The sequence below is a fragment of the Pseudoxanthomonas sp. LjRoot125 genome, from assembly GCF_964252705.1.
GTDB lineage: Bacteria > Pseudomonadota > Gammaproteobacteria > Xanthomonadales > Xanthomonadaceae > Pseudoxanthomonas_A.
In genome coordinates, this window is sequence record NZ_CAXUOY020000001.1 from 2,554,120 (window position 1) to 2,571,165 (window position 17,046).

The 17,046-nt window shown below is 69.2% G+C and carries 12 protein-coding genes and 1 other RNA gene; 7 read left to right on the forward strand and 6 right to left on the reverse strand.

All coding sequences use genetic code 11. The features are described from left to right. The first annotated feature begins 50 nt into the window (after positions 1-50). From ssrA to ACSION_RS11745, 5 genes are all read left to right on the forward strand, one after another. Positions 51-404: a transfer-messenger RNA gene (gene ssrA, locus ACSION_RS11725) on the forward strand. A 99-nt stretch (positions 405-503) separates the two neighbouring features. Then, entirely contained in the window at positions 504-1,166 is a 663-nt protein-coding gene (locus tag ACSION_RS11730; protein ID WP_435306016.1) for a DUF3348 family protein, read from the forward strand. A 16-nt stretch (positions 1,167-1,182) separates the two neighbouring features. Further along, positions 1,183-3,258: a DUF802 domain-containing protein gene (locus tag ACSION_RS11735; protein ID WP_435306017.1), complete on the forward strand. Its 2,076-nt coding sequence runs from the start codon at positions 1,183-1,185 to the stop codon at positions 3,256-3,258. Then, entirely contained in the window at positions 3,255-3,902 is a 648-nt protein-coding gene (locus ACSION_RS11740) for an OmpA family protein (RefSeq protein ID WP_435306018.1), read from the forward strand. Before ACSION_RS11735 ends, ACSION_RS11740 begins: the two co-directional genes overlap by 4 nt. Continuing rightward, on the forward strand, positions 3,892-4,506 hold the full coding sequence (locus ACSION_RS11745) for a DUF2894 domain-containing protein (protein WP_435306019.1): 615 nt from the start codon (positions 3,892-3,894) through the stop codon (positions 4,504-4,506). Before ACSION_RS11740 ends, ACSION_RS11745 begins: the two co-directional genes overlap by 11 nt. Positions 4,507-5,049: 543 nt before the next feature. Here ACSION_RS11745 and ACSION_RS11750 read toward each other — a convergent pair. Next, entirely contained in the window at positions 5,050-6,312 is a 1,263-nt protein-coding gene (locus tag ACSION_RS11750; RefSeq protein ID WP_435306020.1) for an exo-beta-N-acetylmuramidase NamZ family protein, read from the reverse strand. 138 nt (positions 6,313-6,450) lie between these two features. Between ACSION_RS11750 and ACSION_RS11755 the strand changes: the two genes are divergently transcribed. Next, on the forward strand, positions 6,451-8,520 hold the full coding sequence (locus ACSION_RS11755) for a hypothetical protein (protein WP_435306021.1): 2,070 nt from the start codon (positions 6,451-6,453) through the stop codon (positions 8,518-8,520). A 48-nt stretch (positions 8,521-8,568) separates the two neighbouring features. Here ACSION_RS11755 and ACSION_RS11760 read toward each other — a convergent pair whose 3' ends face one another. Continuing rightward, the gene (locus ACSION_RS11760; RefSeq protein ID WP_435306022.1) at positions 8,569-10,932 is read right to left on the reverse strand and encodes a Tex family protein; all 2,364 of its coding nucleotides are present in this window, start codon (positions 10,930-10,932) and stop codon (positions 8,569-8,571) included. Between the two features lie 154 nt (positions 10,933-11,086). Here ACSION_RS11760 and pip point away from each other — a divergent pair, with 154 nt between their 5' ends. Next, positions 11,087-12,031: a prolyl aminopeptidase gene (pip, locus tag ACSION_RS11765; RefSeq protein ID WP_435306023.1), complete on the forward strand. Its 945-nt coding sequence runs from the start codon at positions 11,087-11,089 to the stop codon at positions 12,029-12,031. Positions 12,032-12,085: 54 nt separating this feature from the next. Here the strand turns inward: pip and ACSION_RS11770 are convergent, their stop codons facing one another. The 4 genes from ACSION_RS11770 to alr all read right to left on the reverse strand — a co-directional run bounded on the left by ACSION_RS11770 (position 12,086) and on the right by alr (position 17,031). Continuing rightward, complete coding sequence (locus tag ACSION_RS11770) at positions 12,086-12,760, reverse strand: OmpA family protein (RefSeq protein ID WP_435306024.1); 675 nt, start codon at positions 12,758-12,760, stop codon at positions 12,086-12,088. Positions 12,761-12,870: 110 nt separating this feature from the next. After that, positions 12,871-14,331 carry a WS/DGAT/MGAT family O-acyltransferase gene (locus tag ACSION_RS11775; protein ID WP_435306025.1) on the reverse strand — a complete coding sequence of 487 codons (1,461 nt, stop codon included), beginning with the start codon at positions 14,329-14,331 and terminating at the stop codon, positions 12,871-12,873. A 58-nt stretch (positions 14,332-14,389) separates the two neighbouring features. Further along, positions 14,390-15,808, reverse strand: a complete 1,419-nt coding sequence (locus ACSION_RS11780; RefSeq protein WP_435306026.1) for a cryptochrome/photolyase family protein — start codon at positions 15,806-15,808, stop codon at positions 14,390-14,392. 29 nt (positions 15,809-15,837) lie between these two features. Next, positions 15,838-17,031 (reverse strand): alanine racemase, encoded by a 1,194-nt coding sequence (gene alr, locus ACSION_RS11785; protein WP_435306027.1) that lies wholly within the window; start codon positions 17,029-17,031, stop codon positions 15,838-15,840. Between the last annotated feature and the right edge of the window lie 15 nt (positions 17,032-17,046).

The window sequence follows — 17,046 nt, forward strand, 5'->3', positions numbered from 1 at the left end:
GGCTGACATCCATCCCTACACTGGCTCTTGTCAGGACGTTTCTGACTCCCGGGGGTGCACTGGCTTCGACGGGGGTTGCGAAGTTGCCTGGTGCATGCCGAGGGGGCAGCTTTCCTCGTAAATCCAGCGGCAAAACTCTAGTTGCCAACGACGACAACTACGCTCTCGCCGCTTAAGGCGTAAGCCCTGAAACTGCTTGTGTCCGTGCTCGCAGCGTAAGGTCATTATCACGGAATCGCCGGGGGTGGCTGCCTGTCAGCGCCCGGTCAACCTAAAACAGGCTGGTCCTGCGGTGCGCTTCGCCCACCGTGCTGCTGCAGGACGAGATCCAACGGGGGGATAAGCATGTAGTACCGGGGATGGAGTGCCTTCGGACGGCGGTTCAATTCCGCCCACCTCCACCATTCAGCGAAAAGGCCGGGCCCGCGAGGGTCCGGCCTTTTCGTTTCCGGCGCCCGGCGACGGGTCATCGCGGCGGGGGTTCCTGTAAAATCCCCGCTCTTTTGAGCCACCGTGTGACCACAGTGCAGTACCGGACGCCCACGGCGGCCCCCGCCTTCGTCCGCCTCCTCGCCCGCCTGGGCGGCGCCGAACTCCCCGATGCCACGCCGGCCCTGTCCGAGCGCCTCGGCCAATGGATCGACTGGAACCGCGCGGTCTCGCTGTCGCGGGCGCTCGATGGCGCCGTCGCGCCCGAGGCAGGCGCGCCGGCGTCCGACGACACGCATCACGCCGCCGTCGCGCGGGTGCGGGCATCGCTGTCGGACGCGATCCTGCGCGGCCCGCCACCTGACGCGGGCGACGACGACTTCGCGCCTTACCGTCGCTACTGCCTCGAACGCCAGCGCGCCATGCTGACTGGCACCGGCCCGCTGCGCGGGCGCCTGCGCGATGCCCTGGCGCAGCGCGGCGGCGACCTGGCCCGCCTGGCCGAGGTGGATGCCGTGATGGAAATGACGCTCAGCCCGCGCGAGAACGCCCTGCTGGCCAACACGCCGGTCCTGCTCGGCCTCCATTTCGACCGCCTCCGCGCCGGTGCGGAGGCCGCCTCCGGCCCCGCATGGCGGGCGCTTTTCCGGCGCGACCTGCAGGACGCCCTGCTCGCCGAACTCGACCTCCGTTTCCACCCGCTCGACGCGCTGCTCGCCGCGCTTCGGCCTTCGTAATGCCTGGATGCCCTTGATGAAACAGCACCTCTCCACCGCCCTCTTCCTCGCCGGCCTGGCCATCGTCGGCTGGATCGGCGTCGGCTACGTCGGCACGCACGCGCTGGGCGTGGTGGTCACCCTCGTGATCGGGGCCTGCTATGTCACCGGTGCGGTGGAGTTGCTTCGCTACCGCCAGGCGACCGCCACCCTCGCCCACGCGCTCGACGACACCACACCGGCGGGCAACGGGCTGCAGGCCTGGCTCGCGCCGATGCATGCCAGCCTTCGCCAGGCCGTGCGCCTGCGCGTGGAAGGCGAGCGCGTCGCGCTGCCGGCGCCTGCACTGACGCCGTACCTGGTCGGCCTGCTGGTGCTGCTGGGCATGCTGGGCACGCTGCTGGGCATGATGGTCACCCTGCGCGGCACCGGCCTGGCGCTCGAAGGCGCCACCGACATCGACGCCATCCGTGGCTCGCTGGCGGCGCCAGTGAAAGGCCTGGGCTTCGCCTTCGGCACCTCGATTGCCGGCGTGGCGGCCTCCGCCGTGCTGGGCTTGCTGTCCGCCCTCGCGCGCCGCGAGCGCGTGCTGGTCGCGCAGCGGCTGGACGACGAGATCGCCACCTCGCTGCACGTGCATTCGCAGTCGTTCCAGCGCGAGACCTCGTTCCGCCTGCTGCAGCAGCAGGCCGCGCTGATGCCGGAACTGGTCGAGCGCCTGCAGGCCATGGTCGCCTCCATCGAACAACAGAACACCGACGCTGCCGCGCAGCAGTCCGCGCGCCAGGAAAGCTTCCACGCCCGCACCGAAGCCGCGCAGGCGCAGCTGTCGGCCACGCTGGTCGCGTCGATGCAGGCGGGCGTCGAAGGCAGCGCTCGTGCGGTCGGCGCCGCGCTGCAGCCGGCGATGGAAACCACGCTCGCCGGCCTGGCCCGTGAAACCACCGCCCTGCAGCAGACCGTCGCCACCGCGGTACAGCAGCAGCTCGACGCGCTGACCACCGGCTTCGGCACTGCCACCACCGCGGCCGCCGCCTCGTGGGACGACGCCCTCGCCCGCCAGCAACACGCGCACGACGCGCTCGCCGCGCGCCTGCAGGGCGATGCCGAACAGCAGGCGGCGCAGTTCGACCAGCGCGCCAACGCGTGGCTCGATGCGGCGTCCGGCCAGCTCCAGCAGACCGCCACCACGCTCGCCGAAGGCTTCACCCAGGCGCTCGCCCAGCAGGCCAGCACGACCGACGGCATCGCCTCGCGCAACACCGACGCGCTGGCCGCCGCCGGCGCCGACTTCCGCACGCAGGCCACCGCGCTGGTGCAGGCCGTGGACGCATCGCATGCCTCGCTGCAGCAGACCCTCGTCGCGCAGGACGAGGCGCGCCTCGCCGCGTGGGCCGCGCAGCTGGCCACGATGAGCACCACCCTGCGTGGCGACTGGGAACGCACCGCCGGCGAAGCCGCGCGCCTGCAGCAGGAGATCTGCGATGCGCTCGCGCGCAGTGCCAGCGACATCACCACCCAGGCGCAGACGCACGCGCAGCAGACCATCGCCGAGATCTCGCAGCTGGTGCAGGTCGCCTCGGAAGCGCCGCGCGCCGCCGCCGACGTGGTCGCCGAACTGCGCCAGAAGCTGTCCGACAGCATGGTCCGCGACACCGCGCTGCTGGAAGAACGCACCCAGATGATGGGCACGCTGCAGACCTTGCTGGATGCGGTGAACCACGCCTCCACCGAGCAGCGCACCGCGATCGATGCGCTGGTGGCCACCTCGGCCGACCTGCTGGAACGCGTCGGCACGCGCTTCACCGACCATGTGCAGGCCGAGACCGGCAAGCTGGAACACGTCGCCGCGCAGGTCGCCGCCGGCGCCACCGAAGTCGCCGGTCTCGGCGATGCGCTGGGCAGCGTGGTGGAACGCTTCGGCCAGACCAACGACGCGTTGCTCGAGCGCCTGCAGGCCATCGAAGGCGCGCTGGAGCGCTCGCTGGTCCGCAGCGACGAGCAGCTGGCCTACTACGTCGCGCAGGCGCGCGAAGTGGTCGACCTCAGCTTGTCCGCGCAGCGCCAGATCACCGTCGACCTGCAGCGCCTGTCCGGGGCCGAAGCCGCATGAGCGTGGAAACCGGAGACGACTCCGACCTCGGCGCGCCCGTCTGGGCCAGCTTCGGCGACCTGATGTCGGTGCTGCTGGGCGCCTTCGTGCTGGTGCTGGTGGGCGTGATCGCCGTGCAGGCGCAGCTCGCCCAGCGCCTGGACGAGGAAACCCGCCGGCGCGAACAGGAAGCGCAGCAGCGCAAGGCGCTGGAAGACGCGCTCGCCGCGCCGCTGGCCGAAGGTCGGGTGACGCTGGTGGACGGGCGCATCGGCATCCGCGGCAACGTACTGTTCGCGCTGAACTCCGACCAGTTGCAGCCCGAAGGCCGCGACCTGCTGAAGAGCCTCGCCACGCCACTCGCCGGCTACTTGCGCACGCGCGAGGACATCCTGATGGTCAGCGGCTTCACCGACGACCGACAGGTCAGCGGCAGCAACCAGAAGTTCGCCGACAACTGGGACCTCTCCGCGCAGCGCGCACTCACCGTCACCCGCACGCTGATCGACGAAGGCGTGCCGTCTTCGTCGGTGTTCGCCGCGGCGTTCGGTGCCGAGCAGCCGGTCAGCGCCAACACCAGCGAAGAAGGCCGCGCGCGGAACCGTCGCGTCGAGATCGCTCCCATTCCCCGCCCTGCCAAGCGCAGCGGTGACGATGGACGGTGACGCCCTGCCCCCGGCGGCGCAGTTGCAGGCGTGGCGCGCACAGGGCGCGGATCGCGTGGATCCCACGCGCTTCGACATCCTGCTGGCGTTGGCCGCGCGCGTGCCCACGCAGCAGGACGAAGCCCGTCGCCTGCTGGAAGCCCGCCTCGCCGGGCTGATGCGCGCATACGCGGAACGCGTCGTGCAACAGCCGGCGGTTGCGCCACCCGTGCCCGTGCGTGATACCGGGCTGCGCGCGCTGGTCGCTGCGCTGCAGGCGCGCAGCGAGGGCGAGCCACTCCCCGATGCAGCATCGCCGGCGCCCTCCGCCCTCACCCAGGCCCGCGAAGTCTGGGCGCAGGTGCGCACCGACAGCCAACTGCGCGCGTCGTTGCACGAGGTGCCGGCCGATGCCGGCCCGTTGAACTCCGGCATGCTGGTCCACCGCGCCCTGCACCTGATGCGTGCGGTATCGCCGGGCTATCTGCAGCACTTCATCGCTTACGCCGACACCCTGTCGTCGCTGGAACAGCTCCAGCAGGCCGTGGCACCCTTGACGGCGGCCGCGGATGCCCCGCGCCCTGCGCGTCGCGCACCCCGCAAGAAGAAAGCCGCGGGGCCGTAACCGCGGCTGCCCCCCCGAAGTCTCCAGATGATGGTGTGGGAGCGACGTAAGTCGCGATGACGCGCCATCGACTGCCCTTCGCGACTCACGTCGCTCCCACAGATGACCAGTCTCACAAGCATCCTCGTCCTGTGGATCACTTTCCGAGCCCCATCGATCGGGCTCCCTGTGAGACAGATGGCCTTCCTAGCCCCATCTGCAAGGCGCCGAGCTCGGCAGATCGCCCTCGGAATGTCATTCGCCGGCCTCCGGCGCTCCATCGATCGCGCTCCGAATGCCATCGATGGCTTTCAGTGTGAGACAGATCGCATTCCGAGCCCCATCCACGAAGCTCATCGCTCGGCAGATCACACGCCGAATGCCATGGCATGGCATTCGGAGAGCGATCGATGGCTTTCCGAGAGCCATCGATCGCTCTCCATGTGAGACAGATCGGGCTCCGAGTGCCATCGATGGAGCTCCCCCACCCGGCGCGTCACATGTAGAGCTCCATCGACGGCGCAATACGTGAGATGAGAGCGGCGCCCGGCCCCTCCCCCGCGCTCAGGGATACAGCAGGTGCTGCCGGCGCAGGGCGTCAAACGCGGTGATGGCCGGCTGCCAGCGCGCCTCGATGGCATCCAGGGTGTCGCCGCGTTCGAGAGCGGCGCGCAGGTCGCCCACGCCGGCGAGGCGGTCGAAGAACGGCGGCTCGCCCGGCAGGAAGGCGAAGTCCTTCGGGTGCTGGTCGCGCAGGGCCTTCAGCACGGCGAGCCCGGTCCGCACCGGGCGGAACGCCGCGCGGTCGGTCACGTGCAACTGCACGCCCGCGCAGGCCTTGCCCGCGTGCTTGGAGAACGTCGGCGTGAACCAGGTCGGCCGGAACCGCACGCCCGGCAGGTCCATCGCATTGAGCCGCGCCGCCAAGGCCTGCGCATCCACCCACGGCGCGCCCACGGTCTCGAACGGCCGCGTGGTGCCACGGCCTTCGGACACGTTGGTGCCTTCCAGCAGGCCCATGCCGGGATAGACCAAGGCGGTGTCCGCCGTGGGCATGTTCGGCGACGGCGGCACCCACGGCAGTGCGCCGCGCCACGGGTCGTCACCGCGCCTCCAGCCCTGCATCGTCACCACGTGCAGCTCGGCGCCGATGCCGAACGCGGTGTTGAACAGCGTGGCCAACTCGCCCAGCGTCATGCCGTGGCGGATCGGGATCGGGAACTGGCCGATGAACGAGGCCAGCGCCGGGTCCAGCACCGGTCCTTCGATCAACACACCCCCGAGCGGATCGGGACGATCGGCCACGACGACGGGAATGCCGGCGCGCTTCGCCGCACGCATCACCCCGGCCAGCGTGTACGGGTAGGTGTAGAAGCGCGTGCCGACGTCCTGGATGTCGAACACCAGCACGTCGATGCCGTCGAGCATCGCCGACGTCGGTTCGCGGTGTTCGCCGTAGAGGCTGTGTACCGGCAGGCCGGTGGCGGCATCGCGCGCGGAGGCCACATGGTCGCCCGCCTGCACATCGCCGCGCACGCCGTGCTCGGGACCGAACAGTGCGACCAGCGTGAATTCCTTGCGTTCGGCGAAGCGATCCACGTCGCTGCGCAACTGGCGATCCACGCCGGTGGCGTTGGTCACCAGGCCCACGCGCTTGCCGCGCAGCAGGTCCATGCGCTGATCGAGCAGGACCTCGATGCCGAGCGTCGGCGCGGCATCCGCAGGCGCCGCCGCGCCCGCACGCGCATGCAACACACCGAGCAACAGCAGCACGCCGAGGCCCATAGGGCGCAGTGCAGCGTGCAGCGGACGAGCGAACCGGGGCATAGTGTCACGACCGTTTGCTATCGTGGTCGTGACGATAGCAGCCTGCGTGCGGCACCGTGCAAGGGGATCATCGCCGGTATCGACGCATTCTTCCGTTGTCAGGTGAGGGATCCGATGTCCCGTAGGGCGAACCGCATCATGCGCAGCATGTCTTTCCTCGTGATGGCCTCGGCGGCGTTGCCCGCCGCCGCACAACCGGCACCCGACCGCCTGGGTGTCGCTCCGTCGGCGCAATCGCGGGACTTCGTGGCGAACAAGCAGCAGTTCCAGCTGCACAGCCTGCTGACCGAACAGCGCCACCCGCGCAGCTTCGACCTGAGCACGCGGATCGCCGCCGACACCACCGACGGCCTGGCCGCGCTGCTGTCCGTGGACGAAGACATCACCGCCGCGCTGCAGGGCGTCGCCGACGATCCCGCGCGCTTGGCAGCGCTGGAAGACGCCAGCCGCGCGATCACCCGCGCCTTGCGCGAAGGGCATCGCCTGTACTTCTACGGCACCGGCTCCACCGGTCGCCTGGCCGAGACGATCGAAAGCGGCCTGTGGCGGCCGTTCTGGCAGCGCACCGCGGCATCACCCGCGATGGCGAAGATCGAGGCGCGCTTCCCGGGCCTCGGCGAGCGCGTGCGCGGCGAGATCACCGGTGGCGACCGCGCCCTGATCGCCTCACTGGAAGGTTTCGAAGACATTCCCGAGATCGGCCGCCTGCAGCTGCAGGACAACGGCATCCAGCCGCAGGACCTGGTGTTCGCCGTCACCGAAGGCGGCGAGACCTCCGCGGTGATCGGCACGGCGCTGGCCGCGGCCGACCAGTCGGGCGCCGACACGCGCCGCACGTGGTTCGTCTACAACAATCCGGATGCGGTGCTGCGCCCGTTCGAGCGCAGCCGCCGCGTACTCGACGATGCGCGCATCACCAAGATCCCGCTGCCCACCGGGCCGCAGGCGATCACCGGCTCCACCCGCATGCAGGCCACCACCACCAGCCTGTACGTGCTGGGCGTGGTGCTGGAGGATGCGACACGCGCGCTGCTGCGCGACGTGCTGACGGCCGACGAACTCGCCGCGCTCGGTTTCAACGACGCCAGCATTGCCGACCGCCTGCGCGGTTTCGCCGCGATCCAGCGCACCGTCGCGGCCGCCGCACCGAAACTGGCCGCATGGACCGATCGCGAAGCGGCGAGCTATGCCGCCGCACGACACGCCACGTACCTGGCCACGCGCGCGCTGATGCCGGTGTTCGTCGACGTGACCGAACGCGCGCCCACGTTCCGCCTGTCGCCGCTGGATACGGTGAACACACCGGAGCGGCGCTCGTGGATCCAGGTGTGGACGCCGGCCACCGATGGCGCGCAGGCCTGGCAGGCGCTGCTGCACCGCCCGTTCCACGGGCTGGATAAGGCGCTGTACCTGCCGCCGTTCGAGACCGGCATCCCGGACCCGTACCTGCGCGAAGCCGCGCTGCGTGGACTGTCGAATGCGGGCGACGAACAACAAACGCTGTACGACCTGTCGTACTCGCCCGCCAACCTGCAGCGCAGCGGCCCGCAGGCAGGCGACGCCGGCGCGCTGATCCTGCTCGGCGATGAGGCGCATGCCGATGCCAACCGGCAGTGGCTGGAGGCCTTCGCCGCGGCCGGTGCGGAGCCGGTGCTGGTGTCGGTCTCCGCGCGCCCGGTGGCGAGCGAGGTGCTGGCCGACGTGGCCGCCCTGCCCCGCGCGGTGCCGGTGATCGCGGTGACGGTGCCGCAGCGCGATGCGTTCGAGCTCAACCAGACCATCGCCCTGAAGATGCTGATCAACGCGCACTCCACCGGCGTGATGGCCAAGCGCGGGCGCGTGGTCGGCAACACCATGACCAGCGTGCAGCCGGGCAACCTGAAACTGATCGGCCGCGCGACGTGGCTGATCCTCTCCCACGTCAACGCCGTGCTGGAAACGCCGGCGTGGCGCGATGCCGTCGGCAGCACGGCGCCGCTGGGCTATGCGGAAGCCAATGCCGTGCTGTTCGAGGCGATCGAACAGCGCCGCAACGCGCCCGGTGCGAGCGGCCTGCCGGAAGTGGAACTTTCGGTGGTCGCGGTGCTGGACGCACTCAAGGCCGGTGCGCCCATCGACTGGCATCAGGCCGCCGCGCACCTGCGCGACGGTGGACTGAGTCGCTATCTGGCGCCGTACGCAACGGCGACCGCGCGCCCCACCCCCTGAGTCCACGCCCAGGCCTCTCCCTCGGCGGGGAGAGGCAGGCGCTTCGGATCAGCCGTTGCCTTTCGCCCGCGCGAACGCGGCGGCCAGCGCGTTGTCGGCGGGCGGTGCGCTGGTCTTCGCCGGTGCAGGACCACGACGCGGATCGCGCGCGTTGCCACGGTCGGGCCCGCGCGGCGGACGCGGATCATTCGTCCGGGCTTCGCGCGGCGCCTGCGGTGCGGGTGCGTCGTCGAGGCGGCGCGTCAATGCGATGCGCTTGCGGGCCACGTCGACCTCCAGCACCTTCACCTTGACGATGTCGCCGGCCTTCACCACCTCGCGCGGGTCCTTCACGTAGCGGTCGGCCAGTGCGGAGATGTGGATCAGGCCGTCCTGGTGCACGCCGATGTCGACGAACGCACCGAACGCAGCCACGTTGCTGACCACGCCTTCCAGGATCATGCCTTCGCGCAGGTCCTTGATGTCTTCCACGCCATCGGCGAAGCGCGCGGCCTTGAACTCGGGACGCGGATCGCGGCCGGGCTTCTCCAGTTCCTTCAGGATGTCGCGGATGGTCGGCACGCCGAACGTCGCGTCGGTGTACTGCTCGGCCTTCACCGCACGCAGGAACGCGGTGTCGCCGACGATCTGCTTCACGTGCCGGCCGCTGCCGGCCAGGATGCGCTCCACCACCGGATAGGCTTCCGGATGCACGGACGAGGCATCCAGCGGCTCGTCGCCATCGGCGATGCGCAGGAAGCCGGCGCACTGTTCGAAGGTCTTCTCGCCCAGGCGCGGCACGCCGAGCAGCGCCTTGCGCGTGCGGAACGCACCATGTTCATCGCGGAAGCGCACGATGTTCTCGGCCACCGTCGACGACAGCCCGGACACGCGCGTCAGCAGCGCGGCCGAGGCGGTGTTCACGTCCACGCCCACGGCGTTCACGCAGTCCTCCACCCGCGCATCGAGGGCGCGCGCCAGGCGGAACTGGTCCACGTCGTGCTGGTACTGGCCGACACCAATGGCCTTGGGTTCGATCTTCACCAGCTCCGCCAACGGGTCCTGCAGGCGGCGTGCGATCGACACGGCACCGCGGATGCTGACGTCGAGATCGGGGAATTCCTTGGACGCGAATTCGGAGGCCGAGTACACCGACGCGCCCGCCTCGCTGACGACGATCTTGTCCATCTTCAGTTCCGGCGCCTGCTTGATCAGGTCGCCCGCCAGCTTGTCGGTCTCGCGGCTGGCGGTGCCGTTGCCGATCGCGATCAGGTCCACCTGGTGCCTGGCGCACAGCGCACGCAGCACGTGCAGCGACTGGTCCCACTGGCGCTTGGGTTCGTGCGGGTAGATCGTCGCGGTGTCCACCAGCTTGCCGGTGCGGTCGACCACGGCGACCTTCACGCCGGTGCGCAGGCCCGGATCGAGGCCGAGCACGGCTTTCGGACCGGCGGGCGCGGCCAGCAACAGGTCCTTGAGGTTGTCGCCGAACACCGCGATGGCCTCGGCTTCGGCCTTCTCGCGCGCCTGGTTGAACAGGTCCAGCAGCAGGTGCATGTGCAGCTTGGCGCGCCACGTCAGGCGGCAGGCATCCAGCAGCCACTTGTCGGCGGCGCGGCCCTGCGCTGACACGCCGGCATGGACGGCCACGCGTCCTTCGGCTTGCAGGTGGCCCGCCTCGGCCTCCATGCCGGGGTCGAGATCGAGCAGCAGGATCTCTTCACGACGCGCACGGAACAGCGCGAGCAGGCGGTGCGAGGGGATCTTCGCCAGCGATTCGGCGTGGTCGAAGTAGTCGCGGTATTTCGCGCCTTCGTTCTCCTTGCCTTGCGCGACCTTGGCGCGGATCACGCCGACATCGGCCATCCAGTGGCGTAGTTCGCCGACCAACGCGGCGTTCTCGCCCCAGCGCTCCATCAGGATGGCGCGCGCACCGTCGAGGGCGGCCTTGGCATCGGCCACGCCTTTCTCGGCGTCGACGTACGCGGCAGCGGCGACGTCCGGTGCCTGGCTGGGATCGGCGAGCAAGCCATCGGCGAGCGGCTCCAGGCCGGCTTCCCGCGCGATCTGCGCGCGCGTGCGGCGCTTGGGCTTGTATGGCAGGTAGAGATCTTCCAGGCGTGCCTTGCTGTCGGCGCCTTCGATCTCGGCGCGCAGTTCGTCGGTCAGCTTGCCCTGCTCGTCGATGCTGGCGAGCACGGCCGCGCGGCGGTCTTCCAATTCGCGCAGGTAAGTCAGGCGCACTTCGAGGTTGCGCAACTGGGTGTCGTCAAGCCCGCCGGTGACTTCCTTGCGGTAGCGGGCGATGAAGGGCACGGTGGCGCCTTCGTCGAGCAATGCGATGGCGGCCTTGGCCTGCGCGGTCTGGGCGCCGATCTCGGCGGCGATGGTGGCGGCGATGTGCTGGGCGATCTGGGGCGTACGGTCTTGCATTGCGTCCGGTGCTGGAAAACCCGATGGATCGGGTGGGACCCGGATTGTGGCAATGGATGGCCGCGCGGGAAACGGGTTGACACGCGCGCCCGATGCGGGCTGACGGACGGGGCGCCGCTGGCTATGCTCGGACACCCCGCAAGGACCCCTGCCCATGCGCACGCTGTATCCCGAGATCGCGCCGTACCGCACGCACCGGCTTGCCGTCGATGCCCTGCACACGCTCCATGTGGAGGAATGCGGGAATCCGGACGGCATCCCCGCGATCTTCCTGCACGGCGGCCCGGGCGCGGGCCTGTCGCCGGTGCATCGGCGCTTCTTCGATCCGGCACGCTACCGCATCGTCCTGTTCGACCAGCGCGGTACCGGCCGGTCGACACCGTTCGGCGAGCTGCGCGACAACACCACCGCACACCTGATCGCGGACATCGAAGCCGTGCGCGCGCTCGCCGGCATCGAGCGCTGGCTGGTATTCGGCGGCTCGTGGGGTTCGACGCTGGCCCTGGCCTACGCGCAAGCGCACCCCGCGCGAGCGACCGGGGTGATCGTGCGCGGCGTCTATCTCGGCCGGGAGGAAGAGAACCGCTGGTTCAACGAGGCCGACGGCGGTGCGCGCTGGGTGTTTCCGGAACGCTGGGCGCGCTACGAGGCGCATATCCCGGCGGAAGAACGCAGCACGATGATCGAGGCTTACTGGCGCCGCATGGACGATCCCGATGCGGCCATCGCGATGGCCGCCGCCCAGGCCTGGCTGGGCTGGGAAGACGGTGCGGCCACGCTGCTGCACGACCCGGATGCCACGTCGGACGAGGATCCCGCCAAGGTCCTGGCCAAGGCGCGGATCGAGGCGCACTACTTCCGCCACAACGCCTTTCTCTCGCACGGGCAGTTGCTGCGCGACATCGACCGCATCCGCCACCTGCCCGGTGTGATCGTGCAAGGCCGCTACGACATCATCTGCCCGCCGCGCAGTGCCTGGGACCTGGCGCAGGCGTGGCCCGAAGCACGCCTGGAGATGGTGTTGGCTGGCCACGGCGCCACCGAGCCGGCGATCACCGATGCGCTGATCCGCGCGACGGACGCGTTCTCGGACCGCTGAAACGAAGACGGGCCGCGCGAGGCGGCCCGTCGATGGTGCAACGTGCGGGGGTACTTACGAACGCACCGGCAGCACGCGGATTTCGACGCGACGGTTGAGCGCACGGCCCGCGTCGGTGTCGTTGCTGGCGACCGGATAGCGCTTGCCCATGCCGACGATTTCGAAGCGCTCGCGCTGTAGGCCCTGGCCGATCAGGTAGTTGCCCACCGAGGCGGCGCGCTGCTCCGACAACCGCTGGTTAACCGCGTCCGTACCGATGCTGTCGGTGTGGCCGCTGACTTCCACGATGGTCTGGTTGTACTCGCGCAAGGTCGAGGCGACGTTGTTGAGGGCCGGATAGAACTGCGACTTCAGGTCGGCCTTGCCGAAATCGAAGGTCACGCCATCGGGCAGGTTGAGCTTGATGACGTCACCATCGCGGCTGACATCGATGCCCGTGCCGGCCGTCTGGCGGCGCAGTTCGGCTTCCTGGCGGTCCTGGTAGGCACCGATCGAGCCGCCCGCGATACCGCCGATGCCCGCGCCGACCAGGGCGCGCTGACGACGCTCGGTGGCATCGCTGCCGCTGAGCAGGCCGGCCACCGCGCCGATGCCTGCGCCGATCAGGGCGCCGGTACGGGTGCGGTTAGGATCGTTGGGATCGTTGGTCTGGCCGGTGTAGCTGGCGCAGCCGCCGAGCAGGGTGACAGTGAGCGCCGCCAGGGCGCCGGTCTTCAGCATCACATTCATAGATCCTCCTTGGTGGCGTGCGGGGGAATGCCCGGAACGGTCGCAAGCCTACCCAGCGAAATGTTTACAACGCGCGATTTGACCCCTGTTCATTCAGGTGCCGTCGGGCTTCAGTCCATCAGCGCCACAGCACCTTCGGCGTCCAGCGTGTGCTCCCAGTTCCCCATCAGCGACAGGTACAGCAGCTTGTCGAACTCGGGGCCGAAGCGCCGGATGACCGCATCCGGGTCGGGGATCAGCTTGGCATCGGCGATTAGCCCGAAGTGCACGCGCCCGTTGTAGCTGAGGATGGACACGCCGATGCCGATGGAGCCGGTCTGCGGCACCCAGAACATCATGTCCCGCAGGCGCGAGCCGCCCATGTAGAGCGGCTGCTGCGGGCCGGGCACGTTGGTGGCCACGGCGGTGGCTTTGCGCGAGAACAGCTCCAGTGCCACGCCCTGGATGGCCGAGGGCGCCATGCCAAGCGCTGCAAGAAGCCCAAACGCAACAATGGCTTGGCGCGAGTTCTTCAGGTCACGCATGCACTGGGCGACGCGCTCGAGACGGCGGATCGGGTTGTCCTCGCCCACGGGCAGATCCAGGAATACCAGGCCGAAATGGTTGCCCAGCTTGCGGGCGTGCTCGAGGGGACGCAGGTTCACCGGCACGGTCGCACGCAGGGTGACGCCATCGAGCTGCTCGCCCCGCTCCAGCATGTAGCTGCGCAGCGCACCGGCGGCGGCGGCCATCAGCACATCGTTGACGGTGCAGTCGCAGGCGCGGCCGACCGCTTTCACGTCTTCCAGGTCCAGCGGTTCGGCCCAGGCCACCCGCTTGCTGACACCAAGCTTGCCACGCAGCAGCGTGGGCGGGTCGTCCGAGAGCGACAGCGCGTGCAGCAGTTCGCGGCCGATCTCGCCACCCTCCTTCGCCAGCATCGTGGCCAGCGTCGGGTCCTGCATCATCTCCATGCCCTTGCCGAGCACCTTGCCGCCGATCTGCACGTAACGGTCGATGGCGCCAACGCGGCGCACGACCTCCGCCCCGTCCTTCTTGAGCCAGGCCGAACGCAGGTCCTTGCCGGTGTCGGGCTTGCGGCTGGTATCGGTGAGCGACAGCAGCACCTGTACCAGCGCGATGCCATCGGCGTAGCTGTGGTGGATGCGCGCGACCAGCGCCGACCCGGTGCCATAGCGTTCGATCAGATGGAATTGCCACAGCGGCTTGGTCTTGTCCAAGGGCGTGGACGCCATCTGGCTGGTGAAGCGTTCCAGGGCCTTCTTCTCGGATTTCGGATCGTGCCGACCAGGCAGCGCGGACAGGCGAACATGCCAATCGAGGTCGAAGTCGGGATCGGTCACCCAGGACGCGCCTGCCGGCGTGTCGACCGCCTTCTGCAGGAACCGGGGATAGGCGAGGAAACGCTTCTTCACCACCTGCTTCAGCGTGTCGAGCGTCATCGACTCGTCGAACATCAGCACGCCGGTGATCATCATCGGATTCGTCGGACGACACATCCGCAACCAGGCGGTGTCCACCCGCGACATCGGCTCGCGACGCGGCTTTGCCGGCGCCTTCTTCGTGGCCATGCTTGCCCTCCTCTCCCGCGCCGAGTGAAGCACGCGGCGACGAAAGGCGCAACGCGGCTCAGTCGCCGGTCTTTCGGTAGGCGGCCAGCGCGCCTTCGCGTCCTTCCATCAGATCTACCAAGGGCCGGCGCGGATAGTCGGATGCGACACGCGCGAGCACGTCCGGTTTCTGCCATGGCGCGAAACGCAGCGGCACCGGCACATCCGTCAGCTCCGGCACCCATCGTGCGATGTAAGTGCCCTTCGGATCGAATTTCTCCGCCTGGGTCACCGGGTTGAACACGCGGAAGTACGGCGCGGCATCCGCGCCGGTGCCTGCGGTCCATTGCCAGCCCAGGGTGTTGTTCGCCAGGTCGGCATCGACCAGCGTGTCCCAGAACCAGCGCGCCCCGTGCAGCCAGTGGTAGCGCAGGTGCTTGACGAGGTAACTGGCCACGATCATCCGCACGCGGTTGTGCATATAGCCCGTCGCCCACAACTCGCGCAGGCCCGCATCGACGATGGGCACGCCCGTGCGTCCCTGTTGCCAGGCGGCCAGCGCGTCCTGGTCGACCTTCGCCCACTCGAAATGCTCGAAGCGCGGATTGAGGTTCTGCGTGGGCGTGTGCGGGAAATGGTGCAGCAGGTGATAGGCGAATTCGCGCCACCCGAGTTCGCGGATGTAACCGTCCATGTCCGCGCCGTTGGCGGCTGTGCGTGCTCGCTCCAACTCCGCGGTGATGCGCCAGGGCGCGATTTCGCCGAAATGCAGGTGCGCGGACAGCTTGGACGTGCCGGTGCGGTCGGGCCGATCCCGGTCGGTGCGGTAGCCGCGCAATGCGCCGTCGATGAAGACGTCCAGCGCTTCACCGGCACCGGCTTCGCCCGGCGTCCAGGTTTCCCAGAAACCGGCATCCCAGCCCAGCGCAGGCTTCAGTTGCCAGGTATCGAGGAGATCTCCCTGCACCTTCTTGTCAAAGGTGGGCAAGGTGTCCGGTGCATCCCAGGGTGCGGGGGCGCGCCACTGCGCGAGCGCCGAGCGCCAGAACGGCGTGAACACTTTGTACGGCCCGCCCTGCTGCGTGGCCAGGTCCCAGGGTTCGAACAGCAGGCTGCCGTTGAAGCTCTCCACGCGCAGCCCACGTTCGCGCAGCACCTTCTTCAGCGCGGCATCGCGCGGCTGGGTGGCCGGTTCGTACTTGCGGTTCCAGAACACCGCTTCGGCGCCGGTGTCCGTCAGCACCTCATCCAGCACGGCCGCACTGGCGCCGCGTCGCATCAGCAGGCGTGAGCCGCGGCTGCGGAGGTCGGCATCCAGAGCCGCCAGCGAGCGATGCAGCCACGCATCCGACGCACCACCCGGCGCCCACTCGCCTTCTTCGCGGGGTGCGCGGATGTAAAGCGGGATTGGCGTATAGCCTTCCTCGAGCGCGGCACGCAGCGCCGGATTGTCGTCAAGGCGCAGGTCGTGCCGGAACCAGACGAGGGCGTGGGGCATGGTGGAACTCGCGCAGGATGACGGGACGCTTACGCAGGAAGCGCAGATCCGGATGCAGGCGCCGTGAGGTACTCGCGCGGGATCCGCTCGTTCAGGCCGGTCAGGATCTCGTACGGAATGGTGTCCGCCGCCCGCGCGACGTCCTCGCAGCGGATCGCCACGCCGGCCTGTTCGCCGATCAGCACCACGTCGTCTTCGTTGTACGCGGAGCCGTCCGTGCCGAGGTCCACCATGAACTGGTCCATGCAGATGCGGCCGATGATGGGGCGGCGCTCGCCGCGCACCAGGACTTCGCCACGCGATGAGAGTGCGCGGGGGAAACCGTCGCCATAGCCGATCGGCACGGTCACCACGCGGGTGTCGTGCGGCGCGGTCCAGGTGGCGCCATAACTGACGGTCCGGCCGGCACGCACGATCTTGAAGTAGACGACCTGCGAGACCAGCGAGAGCGCCGGCTTCAGGTCGATCGTCGCGCGCGACGCGGGGTCCGGCAGTACACCGTACAACGCGATGCCGGGACGCACCATGTCCAGCCAGGTATCGGGGAAATGCAGCACGCCGCCGGAGTTGGCCAGGTGCCGGACCGGCATCGGCGCGCCCAGTCGATCAAAGTGCGCGCACGCGTCGAGGAAGCGCTCGCGCTGCTCGGCCGTCATCGGCGAAGCCGGATCGTCCGCGCACGCCAGGTGCGAATAGATGCCCTTCACCGAGCACCACGGCGACGCCACGGCCGCCTCGATGAAGGCACCGGCGTTCTCGCTGTGCACGCCGATACGCTCCATGCCGGTGTCCACCTTCAGGTGCACCACCGCCTTGCGTCCGGTGGCCTCAGCGGTCGCCTCGACCTGCCGCAGTTTGGCGATCGACGACACCGTCACTTCCAGGTCGTGCGTCAGGAACTGCGTCACCTGTGGCGCATGGATGCCGCCGAGCACGAGGATCGGCACGGTGATGCCGGCGCGGCGCAAGGCGATACCCTCTTCCACGAACGCAACGCCGAGTTGTTCGACACCTTGTGCTTCGAGATGGCGCGCCACTGGCACCAGCCCATGGCCGTAAGCGTTGGCCTTGACGATGCCCATGACCGGCACGCCAACGTGGCCCTGGATGGCGCGCAGGTTGTGCGTCAGCGCATCCAGCGCAACGCGGATGCGCGTGGGGCGGTCGTTCGCTTCGGGACGCGTATGCGGGGCTGACAAGGCGGCATCCAGCGGAGTATCCATGTTGCGATTGTAGCC

Bases quoted from the DNA above. Each gene is read 5' to 3' on its own strand.
- ACSION_RS11770 (WP_435306024.1), bottom strand. From the start codon at position 12,760: ATGAATGTGATGCTGAAGACCGGCGCCCTGGCGGCGCTCACTGTCACC.
- alr (WP_435306027.1), bottom strand. From the start codon at position 17,031: ATGGATACTCCGCTGGATGCCGCCTTGTCAGCCCCGCATACGCGTCCC.
- ACSION_RS11755 (WP_435306021.1), top strand. From the start codon at position 6,451: ATGCGCAGCATGTCTTTCCTCGTGATGGCCTCGGCGGCGTTGCCCGCC.
- pip (WP_435306023.1), top strand. From the start codon at position 11,087: ATGCGCACGCTGTATCCCGAGATCGCGCCGTACCGCACGCACCGGCTT.
- ACSION_RS11780 (WP_435306026.1), bottom strand. From the start codon at position 15,808: ATGCCCCACGCCCTCGTCTGGTTCCGGCACGACCTGCGCCTTGACGAC.
- ACSION_RS11750 (WP_435306020.1), bottom strand. From the start codon at position 6,312: ATGCCCCGGTTCGCTCGTCCGCTGCACGCTGCACTGCGCCCTATGGGC.
- ACSION_RS11735 (WP_435306017.1), top strand. From the start codon at position 1,183: ATGAAACAGCACCTCTCCACCGCCCTCTTCCTCGCCGGCCTGGCCATC.
- ACSION_RS11745 (WP_435306019.1), top strand. From the start codon at position 3,892: ATGGACGGTGACGCCCTGCCCCCGGCGGCGCAGTTGCAGGCGTGGCGC.
- ACSION_RS11740 (WP_435306018.1), top strand. From the start codon at position 3,255: ATGAGCGTGGAAACCGGAGACGACTCCGACCTCGGCGCGCCCGTCTGG.
- ACSION_RS11775 (WP_435306025.1), bottom strand. From the start codon at position 14,331: ATGGCCACGAAGAAGGCGCCGGCAAAGCCGCGTCGCGAGCCGATGTCG.
- ACSION_RS11760 (WP_435306022.1), bottom strand. From the start codon at position 10,932: ATGCAAGACCGTACGCCCCAGATCGCCCAGCACATCGCCGCCACCATC.